This window comes from Clostridium coskatii, from assembly GCF_001675205.1.
In the GTDB taxonomy this organism is placed as follows: domain Bacteria; phylum Bacillota; class Clostridia; order Clostridiales; family Clostridiaceae; genus Clostridium_B; species Clostridium_B ljungdahlii.
On the sequence record NZ_LROR01000076.1, the window covers coordinates 1 to 15,353 of the forward strand.

A 15,353-nucleotide genomic window follows, 5' to 3' on the forward strand; every position below is an offset into this window, starting at 1 on the left:
GAACACGAGGAGATAGGTCAGAGGTGTAAGCAGGGCAACCTGTTAAGCTGACTGATACTAATAGGTCGAGGGCTTGACCAAATAAAAACGAAAGAAAAAAAGTTTACTGTGCAATTTTGAGAGGACAGAGTAATTTGAACTCTTAAAAGTTAATATATAAGAAAATTGATAGAAATAGCAATTTTCGATGATAATCTGGTGGTAATGACGTGAAGGTAACACCCCTTTCCATACCGAACAGGAAGGTTAAGCTTCAGGGTGCCGATGGTACTGCAGGGGAGGCTCTGTGGGAGAATAGGTCGCTGCCAGGTAAGTAAGATACCCATTGTATAGAACATTTTATGCAGTGGGTATTTAAGTATATGCTTAAAAGTAAAAATTAAAAAAGAAATGAAAGTAAATTAATCTACTTTCATTTCTTTTTTAATCACAAATATATTATTTTTGTTTAACAATTCTTTCGATCCTATCTTTAGTTTCTTTAGGAAGCTTTATATCATAGTATCTTATAGAAGTGTTGAAATCCATATTAAGTGCTATACTTGCCGCAGTTTTTGTAGACAATATATTGTTGCTGCCAGGTATTTCACGTACAGCCATAATCTTATTTATTCTTTTTTGAAGTAATAGCAATTTATCAAAGTCTTTATCCATAAAGGTTTTATAAGTCTCAACCATTAATTTTGCTTGAGTATTAGTTTGAGTTCCTACAATACCGTTTCCACCTATTATAAGGTTTGGTATAAGGTATTCATCGATTCCAGAGAAAACAGCAAAGTTTTTATGGACACTTTTAACCTTTTCTACAAAATTTCTTACATTAGCTAGGGCTGGAGTAGTGTCTTTTACGCCGCCATTTGCTATGTTTTCATATTTATTAGCTAATTTTAAAATTAAATCTGGAGATAAATTTACCTTTGTATTTTGAGGAATATTGTATAATATCATAGGCAAATTTGTATTCTCTGCTATAATGGAGAAATATTCAAAAACATGATTGTCATCTAACTTAAAGTAAAATGGAGGTAAAACCAATATTGCATCTGCATTATTTTCTTCTGCAAATTTGCCCAGTTCAATAACTTCTTTTAAATTGGTACTACCTGTGCCAACTATTAATTTAACTCTTCCATTTATAACTTCTGATGCAAATTTTATGTATTGTTTCTTTTCTTCAAAAGTTAAATTAAAAAATTCACCTGTAGTTCCTAGTATACATATTCCATATATTCCATCAGAAATTAATTTTTCAATCATAGCTTTATTTGATTTACTGTCAAATTGACCATTTTCATCAAAAATAGTTATCATTGGTGTAAAAACACCTTTTAACATAATACAATTCCTCCCAAGTTTTAGTATAATACTCCTATGAAATTAGGAATATTAACCTTTTTATATTACAATTATAATAAGATTAATTTTAAATGAATAATCTTACAACATCATTATCGTATTTATAGTAATATATAGCAATGTTCAATTGCACAAATATTAATCGTTATCAGTTAAACATTTTCATTTATGTGCACATTGTAGCAGAATAAGATTTGCTCTTATTATATAGTCAGGGGGAAGATTAATGGACATTAGTACTAAATTGGCTGAAGAAATAGTGGATAGAACTATGAAAGCCGTGAATAAAAATATTAATATAATGAATAAACAGGGTATTATAATAGCATCAGGTAATAAAGATAGAATTGGAAGCGTTCATGAAGGTGCAGTTCTTGCAATTGGAAGAAAATCTGAATTCAGTATTGATGAAAATCAATGTAGAAAATTAAATGGAGTGGAACAGGGTACAAATATAGTTATTGAATTTGAACATGAAATTGTAGGAGTAATAGGTATTACTGGAAAAAGAGATGAGGTTATAGGCTATGGTAAGCTCATCAAAATGACTGCAGAAATGATAATAGAACAAGCTTATGTTATGAAGGAACTTGAATGGAGCAACAGAGTTAAAGAGGATATGATACTTTCACTTATTAAAAATGATCAAGGATCATTTCGTTTACTTGAAAAGTATACTAAAAAATTTAAAATAGCTTCTAATTATCCTATGGCTATTTTTATTATACAGGTTAATTTTAAACAGATTTCAAATAGAAAAGATTTGGATATATTAAAAAATATAGTATCAATTTTGGAGGGTACTCTTAAGGAATCATTAGTAGCAGTTATTGACTCAAAGACTATCGTTTTATTATATAAGTGTCCAAATATAAAATATAAGGCTATAACTTGTAAGGATAGAATAGAGGGGATTTATGAGAAAATACAAAATCAAACTAATACTGATGCAAAAATATCTGTTGGAAAGGTATATACTAAATTAAGTGATATACATAAATCCTATGAAATAGCCAGAGAAACACTTTTGTTTGGAGAAAAAAGTCATCCTGATAATAACGTATACATTTTTGATGTATTGAAGTATGAGATGTTATTTTTTCAGGATAATGCACAATGGAAAATCAATGAATTGAAGGATTCTTATGGATTAATTGAACTAAATGATAAAAATGGTGAATTAAGAGAAACACTAAAAGTTTTTATAGAAGAAAATGGAGAGTTAAATAAAGTATCAAATAAATTATTCATACATAGAAATACCCTTAATTATCGTCTTAACAAAATATATAAGATTACTAATATGAATCCTAAAAATTATATTGATTTATTTTGGCTGTACTGCTCTATTATTAATTTTGAAACTAATAAAAATTAATGGTTATAATTATGAAAAGAAAGGAATTGATATTTTGAGTTTAATAAGTGATGAAGAAATAGAACAAATTAGAAACATAAATCAGAAAAGGTTAGTAAAATTGCCAGATGGAACTTTAGTACCAGCATTAGGACAAGGCACATGGTATCTGGGTGAAAATTCACAAACGAGAAAAAGGGAGATAGAAACTCTTAGAATGGGAATAAGGCTTGGAATGACACTTATAGATACAGCAGAAATGTATGGAGATGGTGGTTCTGAAGTTTTAGTAGGACAGGCAATAAAGGACATTAGAGACAAGCTGTTTATTGTATCTAAAGTATATCCACACAATGCAGGACTTTCAAATATAGTTACTGCTTGTGAAAATAGTTTAAGAAGATTGAATACAGATCATTTAGATTTATATCTTTTGCATTGGAGAGGAAGTGTGCCTTTTGAAGAAACGATAAAAGGCATGGAAAAATTGAAAAAGCAGGGAAAGATATTAAGATGGGGAGTATCAAATCTAGATACAGAAGATATGAAAGAATTTTTAAGTTGTAAAGATGGAGAAAATTGTATGGTTAATCAGGTATTATATCACCTGGGTTCAAGAGGAATTGAATTTGATTTACTGCCATGGCAGAGAAAGCACAACATGCCAATTATGGCGTATTGTCCAATTGCCAAAGGCGGTAAACTGAGAAGACAGTTATTAGATGATCCTATTTTAATAAATATGGCGAAAAAATATAATGCAAAGCCATTACAGATACTTTTGGCCTGGAGCATAAGGACAAAGGATGTGATTGCAATTCCTAAAGCTTCCTGTGAGGAACACGTAATAGAAAATGCAAGATCTGGATCAATTGTTTTATCTAAAGAAGATTTAATTGAACTTGACAGGATATTTCCAAAGCCTACTAGAAAAGTGATTTTGGATGTACTTTAGGCATTTTCAAAGAAATAACAAGTCAGTATGCTAGCCTATTTTTTATCATACTGCGTCGGTAGAACCCTTAGATAGGATTCACTATCTGCGGAACCTGTCTCCTTGTCTGATAAAAAATATACGTCGCATCTTTGACTTGTTATTTTCTTTCAAATGCCTTAAAAATTTTTATTTGAATTAATCTTTGAAATACATCTTCGTTTTAGTTATAATTAATCGAGTAAAACTTTATTAGATATATAAATATTTATCATAACGGAGGGAGTATTATGAAAATAAATCAATTACCAAAGTATTTGAAAGAAGTTGATGGCGAACTGTGGTTTGAGGAGTTTGAGGTTGAGAAAAAAAATTTAAAGATCACTTATAAAGTTAACAAGGTACTTTCTTATTTGAAATCCCCCTATCAAGAGATAGCTTTGATTGACACTGCGGCATTTGGCCCATGTCTTGCACTAGATGGAATAATGCAGTCCACTTCTGCAGATGGGTTTATATACAATGAGATGATAACCCATATTCCAGTACTTACGCATAAAAAACCAGAAAAGGTTTTAGTAATTGGCGGAGGAGATTGCGGGGCAGTGCGAGAACTTTCAAAGTATGAAGAACTTAAAACAATTGATATGGTTGAGCTGGATGAAATAGTAACAAGGGAATGTATAAAGTTTCTTCCAAACATAAGCGGAGGAGCAAATTTTGATAAAAGGGTGAATTTCAAATTTGGAGATGGAGTTCAATATGTAAAAAACACAGATATTAAATATGATGTAATAGTAGTTGATTCACCAGATCCAGAGGGACCTGCCAAAGATTTATTTGGAGAAGAATTTTATAAAAATGTGAAAAAAACATTAAATTCTGACGGAGTAATGGTATGTCAAAGTGAATCTCCAATGCTGCATCGTGATATAATTGAAAGTACAAGAAAAATATTAAAGGATAACTTTAAAATTGTAAAAACATATGTAGCTTTTGTTCCTACTTATCCTGGAGGATTGTGGAGCTTTACAATGGCCTCAGATGTCTATGATCCTTGTAATATAGATGTAGATAGATTGCCCTTAAATACCCGTTATTTAACAAAACAAATTGTAAAGTCCTGCTTTGACCTTCCAAATTTCATAAGTGATTTAAAATAAAGAAAAAATAAATTTAGCTAACATTGTTATGTTAGCTAAATTTATTTGGGGAGGATTATATGGTAAATAGTTTAAATGTAAAGGCAATTAAATTTAATTCTCCAGTTAAATTAAAACCTTTACTAATATCAATTTTAATTGGAGTACTAATTTGTTTTATACCTAAACCCAATATGGTACCTAGAAATGGATGGTACCTCTTGGCAGTGTTTATAGCTATTATAGTTGCCTGTGCTTTAGGGGCTGTATCACTTGGACTAGCATCCTTTATAGGCATATTTATTTTAACTTCCACACACATTATTACAGTAAAAACAGCATTTTCGTCCTATGCAGAAGGAGTTATTTGGCTGATTGTATGTGCTGATTGTCTTTCTATAGGAATAACTAAAACAGGCCTTGGCAAAAGGATTGCCTATAATCTTATTAAGAAGATAGGTAAGAGGACTATAGGTGCAGGATATTCTCTGGTTATATGTGAAATTATATTGTCTATGTTGATTCCAAGTTCTGCTTCAAGGGCTTGTGGAATAGTATTTCCTATTGCAAAATCTTTGTCAAGAGCCTATGGATCAAAAGTTGGAGATGGAACTGAGAAAAAAGCAGGAGAATTTTTAATGCTTACGGCACTACATAGTAATCTTATTTCATCTTCTCTATTTATGACATCTTCGGTTGTAAATTTACTAGCAATTACTATGGCTAGAGATTTGGGAGTAAAAGAGAATATAACTTTTGGCATGTGGTTTTTAATGGCATTAATCCCATCATTGATAGCTTTTATAGTTATACCTATAATCATTTATTTTTTATGTTCTCCAGAAATAAAAAAGATGGACAATGTTAAAGAATTGATGGATAAAAAATTAGAAGAATTAGGACCTATAAGTAAATCAGAGAAACTAATGATTTTTGTATTTGCAATAGTAGTTTTCCTTTGGATTATTGGAAATAAGATAAATTTAGATGTTACAACTGTAGGAGTTTTAGGGCTCATAATATTAATTTCTACAGGAATTGTGTCCTGGGAAGAATTTACTGGCAAAAAGGAAATATGGAATTTACTCATATGGTTAGGAGCATTTATGATGATGGCAGGTCAATTAAACAAATTGGGAGTTATTAAATGGATAAGCAGTATAGTAAGAGAACACATATATACAAAATCATGGATGCTTACACTAATTATAGTATGTATTATAATGTATTATTTGCATTACTTGTTTGCAAGCAATACAGTACACTTTACTGCCCTATTTTCAGCCTTTTTAACTATATTGCTAAGTGCTGGAGCTCCAACAATAGTATCTATATTTTTACTAGTTAACATATCAGCTTTAAGTTCTGGACTTACTCATTATGGATTAGCACAAGGAGGAGTTTACTTTTCGGAAGGATATGTTAAGCAAAAGAAATGGTGGTTTGTAGGTTTTTGTATCTCAATAGCACATCTTTTAATTATCATTGGAATTGGAATGTTGTGGTGGAAATTGATTGGAATATATTAAGTACTTATTTACAAACTTTTAAGTTCTAAGCCTCTATTATGAGAAATCATATATTTTTAAATAAGGCACTATGCAATTACATAAAAACAAGAAGTAATAGCTATGACTATTTATGCAATTGAATATTGATATTACTTAAAAAAAATATGATGATTATATTGGAAGAGAGTAGAGGAGGTATTAGAATGTGTAAGGAGAATTGTAGTGGACTTATCAGTAAATACATTCAAACTTCTGGTGGACTTGAAGCTGTTGGAAGAGAAGTCAAACAATTGGGAAAAAGAGCTTTTATTATTGGAGGACAAACTGCACTTGGAGTTTCCTTTGATAAAATAGAACAAAGCCTCAAAAGTGAAGGAATCGATTATAAGGTACATATATTTAGTGGTTATTGCACAATAGCACAGATAAACCGTATTGGGGAAGAGGCAAACGAATTTAATGCTAATGTTATTATAGGCATTGGAGGAGGAAATGTTTTAGATACAGCTAAAGCTGTGGCTGATATTTTTAGTAAAAAAATTGTTACAGTACCAACTACTGCAGCACAATGTGCGGGTTATTCTAGTTTTAGTGTAGTATACTCTGACGATGGAGTGGTAATAGATAATATGTTTCTCAAACATAAAGTAGATTGTGTAATTATAGATACAAATATTATTGCTAAAAAATGTCCTTCTCGCATGCTGGCGGCTGGGATAGGAAACGGAATGGCAAAGTATCCAGAAATTCAGTTTAGAATGTCATCTTGTCTCAAGTTAAAGAAATCAAGTTCAATGTCTTTAGCTATGCAAGTGGTGAAATTTACCTGGGACAAATATATAGAAATGAGCAGAAAAGCTGTAAATGATGTAAATAATAATTGCAATTCACAGGAAGTAGAGGATATGGTTTGTGCTAATATTGTGCTAACTGGAATGACATCATCCTTAGTTAATAGCGGAAATCAGTTGGCAATTGCACATTATTTTTATAATTGTATAACTAAGTTTTTTAAAGAACAACAAGCTAAATTTTTTCATGGAGAATTAGTTTCTTTAGGACTATCTCTTCAGATGAAAATTAATGGATGTTCAAATGCTGAGATTGAGCAACATAAAAGTTTTTTACGATCTATTAATTTGCCAACTACATTAAGAGATATACAATTAGATGCTACGGAGAAAAATTTGAGGATTATTGGTGAATATATTGTTAGTAAAATAAAATGTGGTGAAGAGGATAGAAAGTTAATTTGGAACAGCATGCAATCTATGTGGTAAGTTTAGAGCCATTAACAGGAGGTACTCGTATAATCAGCATTTATCCAGGTGAAATACCTTATTATCTGCACTTGTAATAATAGTAGGAAAATATTTATGCATATATATAAAAAAGTAGCTATGATAATGATTAAAATTTATTCAGATGAACATTGAAGGAAAAATAAAAAAATATGATAATGTAAATGAGCTATATTTTATAGAAATACAGAATTTGGAGGAGACTTAATATGAGTAGTAAAGGTACACCTATTGTAACAGATATGAAAGTTATTCCAGTAGCAGGATATGACAGTATGTCATTAACATTAAGTGGAGCTCATGCACCATTTTTTACAAGGAATATAGTTATTATAAAAGATAATTCGGGTAATACAGGGCTTGGTGAAATACATGGAGGAGAGCATATTAGAAAGGCTTTGGAAAACTATAAGCCGTTTGTTATAGGCAAACATATAGGTGATTATAAGGGTATAATATATGAATTAAAAAATAGGACTTGGGGTGCAGATCAAAATAATGGGGAATGTATTCAAGAACTTGATTTAAAAAACTTGCGTTTTGTAGTTCATGCTGAAACTGCTGTTGAATCTGCATTACTGGATTTATTAGGACAATATATGGATCTTCCAGTAGCATCTTTACTTGGAGATGGTAAGCAAAGAGATGCTGTGAGGATGCTTGGTTATTTATTTTATGTAGAAGATAAGAATAAAACGAATTTATCATATATTGATGAAAGCAATAGCAAGGACCCATGGTTTAAAATAAGAAGAAAGAGAATGGTAACTGTAGAAGATATTATTGAAGAGGCTCATGCAGTAAAAGAACGTTATGGAGTAAAAGATTTTAAATTAAAAGGAGGAGTATTTGAAGGAGAAAAAGAGATAGAAACTATAAAAGCTTTAGCTAAAGAATTTCCAGATGCTAATGTCAATATAGATCCTAATGGGGCATGGTCTTTAGAAGAAGCTATAAGGCTATGCAAGGATGCTGGTACAGCTTTATCTTATGCTGAAGATCCTTGTGGGCCAGAAAAAGGTTTTTCAGGAAGAGAGATTATGACTGAGTTTAAGAGAGCTACAGGACTAAGAGTAGCAACAAATATGATAGCAACAGATTGGCGTCAGTTTGGTCACTGTCTTTCATTAAATTCACTTGACATAATTTTAGCAGATCCACATTTTTGGACAATGAATGGTGCAGTACGTGCGGCGCAAATATGTAATGAATGGGGATATACTTGGGGTTCACATTCAAATAATCACTTTGATATATCATTAGCAGTGTTCACTCAAGTTGCTGCCGCAGCCCCAGGAGAAATTACATCAATGGATACCCATTGGATTTGGCAGGATGGACAATACTTAACTAAAACTCCATATAAAATATCTAATGGGTTGATAGAACTTCCTAAAAAGCCAGGGCTTGGTTTGGAGGTTGACATGGACAAGGTTATGAAAGCTAATGAGTTATACACTAAAATGAGTTGTGGAGATAGAGATGATTCTATATCCATGCAGTATTTAATAAAGAATTGGAAATTTGATAGTAAAAAACCGTGTATGGTAAGGTAAATTATAAATATATAGAGAAAGAGTTGTCTTAGTAATTAGACGGCTCTTTTTCTTAGTTTTTTATAGGTAAAAATAAAAGAATTAATGCAATATAGTATATGTTTTTTTTATGGGATATTCAGAGAAAAATTAAAATTTTCTAAAAAAATATTTATGCATATAAATGAAAAAATGACTCTGATAACGATTAAAATTTGTGCAGGTGAATATTGAAGGTAATATAGAAAAATATGATAATAAAACTACAAAGTATTTATAAGAGTTCTATAGTACTCAATTTTAAGTATTTCAGTATATCATATGATTAGTCCAAGGTTGTATTAAAAGTAAAGTAAATGTTTGCAATAAAATAATTTGATAAAACACGATTAAGGAGGAGTTTTACATGTCATTAGTTATAGTTGGTATTGGAGTAATACTACTTTTGGTATTGATGATACCTTGTAAACTTAATGGATTTATTTCTTTGATATTGGTTTCGTTGGTAGTTGGTGTTCTTGAAGGAATGCCGTTAGGAAATGTTACTAAATCTATGTATAAGGGTATTGGAGGCCAGCTGAATAGTTTAATACTTATACTTGCATTTGGAGCAATGCTTGGTAAACTTATGTCAGATTGTGGAGCTGGACAGCGTATTGCTACTACCTTGATTAATAAGTTTGGAATGAAAAGAGTTCAATGGGCTATGCTGGTAACATCAATTATTGTAGGAATCACAATGTTTTTTGAAGCAGCATTCATTTTATTAATACCAATTATTTATAGTATAGTTAAGGAAACAAAGTTACCTTTAATCTATGTTGGATTTCCAGCTGTTGTTGCATTATCAGTAACACACAGTTTTTTACCACCTCATCCTGGTCCAACCCTTGTGGCTTCTGCATTTAAAGCTAGTGTAGGAGGAACACTTCTTTTAGGACTAATTCTTGCAATTCCAGGGGCTATAATAGCAGGAATTTTATTTTCAAAAACAAGTATTGTAAAAAATGCTAAGACGCATATACCAGAAGGTTTAACTACAAGTAAGTTGTTTACGGATGAGGAAATGCCTAGTTTTGGAAAAAGCTTATTTACAGCAATTGTACCTGTAATTTTAATAGCTATTTCCGAATTTAGTGGAATGTTTCTGCCTAAAGGATCTTCACTTTTAAAATACATTAAGTTCTTTGGAGATGCACCTATAGCATTGATGATTACAGTAATTATTGCAATGTTTACTTTTGGATTTGGATGTAGTAGAAGCTTAGATGATATAACGAAAAGTATGAGTGAATCTGTAAAAGCTATTGCAATGATTATTCTTATAATTGGTGCAGGAGGAGCGTTTAAACAGGTATTAGTTGATTCTGGAGTTGGAAATACAATTGTTTCTATAACAAAAGGATTAAATTTTTCACCAATAGTACTGGCATGGTTTATTGCAGCAATTTTGAGAACAGCACTCGGATCAGCTACTGTAGCAGTAACAGCTGCAGCAGGATTAGTAATGCCGCTGGCAGCTTCATCAGGAGTTAATACTAGTTTAATGGTACTTGCAGTTACTACAGGAAGTATATTTGCATCTCATGTAAACGATCCTGGATTTTGGATGTATAAAGAATACTTTGGACTATCAGTGGCAGATGCAATAAAAACTAGGACAAGTTATACGTGTATTCTTTCTGTTATTGGTTTAATTGGTGTTTTGATCTTAAATATTTTTGTACATTAGTCAATTTAAAAAACCAACCTCCAATCGTTAGATTTTAGGTCTAACTTTTGGGGGTCGGTTCATTCACCAGATGCCTTTCTAAATTATGTATAATCTTTTCTTATAAAACAAAGAGTTCTACTGCTGATTAGTGCAAGATTGCAAAAAAACATATATTTAATGTTATGAATGCAATAGAAAAGGAGAGTTAATATGGAAATAAAAAAAGGTGGAGTAGTATCTAAGTTACTGGAAAATGTATATATCCCAAAGATGTTTAAGGTAAGGCAGATCTTCCCACGACCTATTATTGAATCAAAAAATATACCTGAAGTAGTAAAAAGAGAATTAGCACAAAAGAAATTTTCTGATAAGATTAAACCGGGAATGAATATTGCCATTACAGCTGGCAGCAGAGGTGTTGCTAATGTAGCTATTATAACAAAATCTATAGTAGATTTTGTAGCATCTAAAGGAGCAAGTCCATTTGTTGTTCCTGCTATGGGTAGTCATGGTGGAGCAACTGCTGAAGGACAACTCGAATTATTAGCAGGTTATGGTCTTACGGAAGAGTATTTGGGATGCCCAATTAAATCTTCTATGGAAGTCAAAATGATAGGACATACAGAGGATGGAAGAGAAGTGGTAATAGATAAAAATGCTGCAGAAGCTGATGGTATTATAATTTCATGTCGTATTAAACCTCATAATGCCTTTAGAGGTAAATACGAAAGTGGAATTATGAAAATGATGGCAGTTGGTTTAGGTAAGCAGGTTGGAGCAGAGCATGTTCATGAACAAGGAATGCAAAATATTGCAAAGAATATACCTATTATAGGAAATGCAATTATTAAACATGCACCAATTCTCTTTGCCGTACCATGTATAGAAAATGCTTTTGATGAAACATGCAAGATAATAGCAGTTAACAGCGATGAAATTGCAAGAGAGGAACCCAAGTTATTACAAGAGGCTTTTGTTAATATGCCTAAGATTATAGTTGGAAGATGTGATGTACTTGTTGTTGATGAAATAGGAAAAAATTATAGTGGAACAGGTGTGGATCCTAATATTACAGGAACATTTTCTACAAAATATGCATCAGGTGGTGTAAAAGTACAGAGAACTGCAATGCTTGATATAAGTAAAGAATCTCACGGAAATGGTTTGGGTGTAGGACTTTCAAATGTTATAACAAAAAGACTGTTTGATAAATTGGATCTAGAAAAAATGTATCCTAATTGTATTACAAGTACAGTACTGGAATCTGCAAGGATACCCTGTGTTGTGGCAAATGATAAAGAAGCTATACAGCTTTGTATTAGAACATGTGTGGGAATTAATAAAAAGGCGCCAAAGGTAGTAAGAATACCTAACAGTTTGCATATTGGTCATATTATGTTATCAGAAGCCTACTATGATGAAATGAAAAACTATCCTGATCTAGAAGTGGAAAGTGAACCAGAATATATGCAATTTAATGAAGAAGGAAACCTGTAATAGAAGGTTTCCTTCTTTATTAAATTACAACTTGAAGGGTATTATGCATATCTATAAAAATAAGTTGATGTTAAAGATTAATATATGTGCAATTGAACATTGAATAGAAAATTTGAAAGTATAATAATTATATTATAAAGTAATATAAGTTTTATTGAAAAACAAAGGAAAACGTTATTATGGAGGTTAGAATATGAATGACAATAAAAATATGATAAAGAATACACCTGTTGTTACTGACATGCAAGTTATTCCTGTAGCAGGACATGATAGTATGTTATTTAATTTAAGTGGAGCACACGGACCTTTTTTTACACGTAATATTGTGATTTTAAAGGATAATGCAGGAAATACTGGTGTTGGAGAAGTGCCAGGAGGCGAAGCTATACGTAAGACAATAGAGGATTCAAAGTCATTAGTTGTGGGACAAAGTATTGGAAAATACAAATCAATAATTAGAAATGTAAAAGAAACTTTTTCATCTAGGGATTCTGGTGGACGTGGACTTCAGACATTTGATTTGCGTACTACTATACATGCAGCTACTGCAATAGAAGCAGCATTACTTGATTTAATGGGAAAATTTCTTAATGTACCAGCCTGTGAATTATTAGGTGAAGGCCAGCAAAGAAAATCAGTTAAAGTTTTGGGATATTTATTCTTTGTAGGTGATAGGAAAAAAACAAATTTACCTTATGTAAGTGAACCTGATTCAAAGGATGATTGGTCACGATTACGTATTGAAGAAGCAATGACTCCAGAAGCTGTTGTAAGACTGGGAGAAGCTGCACAGGAACGCTATGGATTCAAAGATTTTAAATTGAAAGGTGGAGTTTTAAGTGGAGAAAAGGAAATAGAGGCTGTAACAGCTTTGGCTAAACGTTTCCCGGATGCTCGTATAACTCTTGATCCAAATGGATCATGGTCATTAGATGAAGCTATAAAGTTGTGCAAAAACATAAAAGGTGTTTTGGCTTATGCTGAAGATCCTTGTGGAGCTGAAAATGGTTTTTCAGGACGTGAGGTCATGGCTGAATTTAGGAGAGCTGTTGATTTGCCTACTGCTACTAATATGATAGCAACGGACTGGAGGCAGATGGTACATTCTCTTCAGCTGCATTCAGTAGATATTCCATTAGCTGATCCACATTTTTGGACAATGGAAGGTTCAGTGAGAGTAGCACAAACTTGTAGAGATTTTGGACTTACTTGGGGTTCACATTCAAATAATCATTTTGATATTTCACTTGCAATGTATGCTCAAACAGCAGCTGCAGCCCCAGGAAATGTAACTGCAATTGATACACACTGGATATGGCAGGATGGTCAGTATTTGACTAAAGATCCATTTAAGATTGTAGGTGGTATGATAGATATTCCAGATAAACCAGGCTTGGGTGTAGAGATAGACATGAAACAAGTCAAGAAAGCTAATGAATTATATACCAAAATGTCGTTAGGGGCACGTGATGATTCAGCTGCTATGCAATTTTTAATTCCAGGTTGGAAGTTTAACAATAAACGTCCTTGTTTAGTAAGATAAAATATGCTTTCGTTTAGGACTGCTGCACCAACTATTAGTGCAGCAGTCCTAAATTTATATATGGATATTCAAATCAAAAATAAGTTATGCAAATAGATAAAAAGAAAATATTAAAGGCAAATGATATTTGTGCAACTGAATATTGTTTCACTTGTAAAAAAGTACAATAATAAAATAGAAATAGATGATGAACAGTAAACGCTTTTAATAGTAACATTTAACTTTAATATAGAATTTAGATATATTAGAAAAGCTAAGTTCTTGAATAGATTTTAGGCAATAGGAGGGTTTAAACATGAAAAAGGATTTTAGTATTTTGCTGGCACCAGATTCCTTCAAAGAGAGTATGACTGCAAAAGAAGCTTGTGAAGCTATGGAAAAGGGAATAAAAAAAGTAAATAAAAATATTAAGTGTATACAAGTGCCTATGGCTGACGGGGGAGAGGGAACAATGCAATCTCTTGTTGATGCTACAGGAGGAGATATATATAAATTAAAAGTAATTGGACCACTTGGAGACGAAGTAGAAGCTGAATATGGTATTTTAGGAGACGGCGAAACAGGTATTATAGAAATGGCCAGTGCAAGCGGAATAGGTTTGGTGCCAAAAGAAAAAAGAAATCCGCTCATAACAACAACTTACGGAACAGGACAATTAATAAGAGAGTGTTTAAACCACAATATAAAAAAATTGTTAGTTGGCATAGGGGGAAGCTCTACTAATGATGGTGGCGTAGGTGCAATTCAAGCTCTAGGTGGAAAATTTACAAACAGAGATGGAAAGGAAATTGGATTTGGTGGTGGTGAGTTAGGTAAAATAGAAAAAATTGATTTAACAAATTTTGATGTTCGTTTGAAGAATGTCAAATTAGAAGTAGCCTGCGACGTAATTAATCCTCTCTGTGGAAAAGAAGGGGCTTCTAATGTCTTTGGACCACAAAAAGGAGCTACTCATGAAATGATTAAAGTATTGGATGATAACTTAAGGCATTATGCTAAGATAATTAAGGAACAAATTAATGTAGATGTATTAAATATACCTGGAGCAGGTGCGGCTGGTGGATTAGGAGCTGGACTTATGGTTTTCTTAAAAGGGGAACTGAAAAACGGCATCGATATAGTTATAGAATATTCTAAGTTGGAAGAAAAAATTAAGCAAGCAGATATAGTTTTTACCGGTGAAGGTAGTATTGATTTTCAAACACAATATGGAAAAACCCCAATTGGAGTAGCTATGATAGCAAAGAAATACAATAAGCCTGTAGTAGCACTGGCAGGTAGTGTTGAAAATGGTATAGATGTATTATATGAAAAGGGTATAGATTCAATTTTTAGTATTGTTAGAGGTGTGACCACATTAGACTGTGCTCTAAAAAAAGGCAGTGAAAATATAGAGAAAACAGTTGAAAATATAGTAAGATTAATGAATGTAAAATAGTTAAAATCACATGTAAGGAGGTTAA

Annotated in this window: 11 protein-coding genes and 1 rRNA gene; 11 read left to right on the plus strand and 1 reads right to left on the minus strand. The window is 32.0% G+C overall.

From position 1 onward, the window contains the following. Positions 1-194 precede the first annotated feature (194 nt). Positions 195-311 (plus strand): 5S ribosomal RNA (gene rrf / locus CLCOS_RS17400). 127 nt (positions 312-438) lie between these two features. Here the strand turns inward: rrf and CLCOS_RS17405 are convergent. After that, complete coding sequence (locus tag CLCOS_RS17405) at positions 439-1,335, minus strand: dihydrodipicolinate synthase family protein (RefSeq protein WP_063602336.1); 897 nt, start codon at positions 1,333-1,335, stop codon at positions 439-441. 247 nt (positions 1,336-1,582) lie between these two features. Here CLCOS_RS17405 and CLCOS_RS17410 point away from each other — a divergent pair, with 247 nt between their 5' ends. The 10 genes from CLCOS_RS17410 (at position 1,583) to CLCOS_RS17455 (ending at position 15,328) form a co-directional block, all read left to right on the plus strand. Beyond that, positions 1,583-2,734, plus strand: a complete 1,152-nt coding sequence (locus CLCOS_RS17410) for a sugar diacid recognition domain-containing protein (protein WP_063602337.1) — start codon at positions 1,583-1,585, stop codon at positions 2,732-2,734. Positions 2,735-2,768: 34 nt separating this feature from the next. Continuing rightward, on the plus strand, positions 2,769-3,668 hold the full coding sequence (locus CLCOS_RS17415; protein ID WP_063602362.1) for an aldo/keto reductase: 900 nt from the start codon (positions 2,769-2,771) through the stop codon (positions 3,666-3,668). A gap of 269 nt (positions 3,669-3,937) precedes the next feature. After that, positions 3,938-4,810 carry a polyamine aminopropyltransferase gene (gene speE, locus CLCOS_RS17420; protein ID WP_063602338.1) on the plus strand — a complete coding sequence of 291 codons (873 nt, stop codon included), beginning with the start codon at positions 3,938-3,940 and terminating at the stop codon, positions 4,808-4,810. A 59-nt stretch (positions 4,811-4,869) separates the two neighbouring features. Further along, positions 4,870-6,318, plus strand: coding sequence for a DASS family sodium-coupled anion symporter (locus CLCOS_RS17425; RefSeq protein ID WP_063602339.1), 1,449 nt, complete (start codon positions 4,870-4,872; stop codon positions 6,316-6,318). Between the two features lie 185 nt (positions 6,319-6,503). Next, positions 6,504-7,580, plus strand: a complete 1,077-nt coding sequence (locus CLCOS_RS17430; protein WP_063602340.1) for an iron-containing alcohol dehydrogenase family protein — start codon at positions 6,504-6,506, stop codon at positions 7,578-7,580. Positions 7,581-7,810: 230 nt separating this feature from the next. Beyond that, the gene (locus tag CLCOS_RS17435) at positions 7,811-9,157 is read left to right on the plus strand and encodes an enolase C-terminal domain-like protein (RefSeq protein ID WP_063602341.1); all 1,347 of its coding nucleotides are present in this window, start codon (positions 7,811-7,813) and stop codon (positions 9,155-9,157) included. 385 nt (positions 9,158-9,542) lie between these two features. After that, a complete protein-coding gene (locus CLCOS_RS17440; protein WP_063602342.1) occupies positions 9,543-10,868 on the plus strand; it encodes a gluconate:H+ symporter in 1,326 nt (441 codons plus the stop codon). A gap of 192 nt (positions 10,869-11,060) precedes the next feature. Then, positions 11,061-12,347, plus strand: a complete 1,287-nt coding sequence (locus tag CLCOS_RS17445) for a lactate racemase domain-containing protein (protein ID WP_063602343.1) — start codon at positions 11,061-11,063, stop codon at positions 12,345-12,347. A 193-nt stretch (positions 12,348-12,540) separates the two neighbouring features. Further along, a complete protein-coding gene (gudD, locus tag CLCOS_RS17450; RefSeq protein WP_063602344.1) occupies positions 12,541-13,890 on the plus strand; it encodes a glucarate dehydratase in 1,350 nt (449 codons plus the stop codon). 295 nt (positions 13,891-14,185) lie between these two features. Beyond that, positions 14,186-15,328, plus strand: coding sequence for a glycerate kinase family protein (locus tag CLCOS_RS17455; RefSeq protein WP_063602345.1), 1,143 nt, complete (start codon positions 14,186-14,188; stop codon positions 15,326-15,328). The last annotated feature ends 25 nt before the right edge of the window (positions 15,329-15,353 follow it).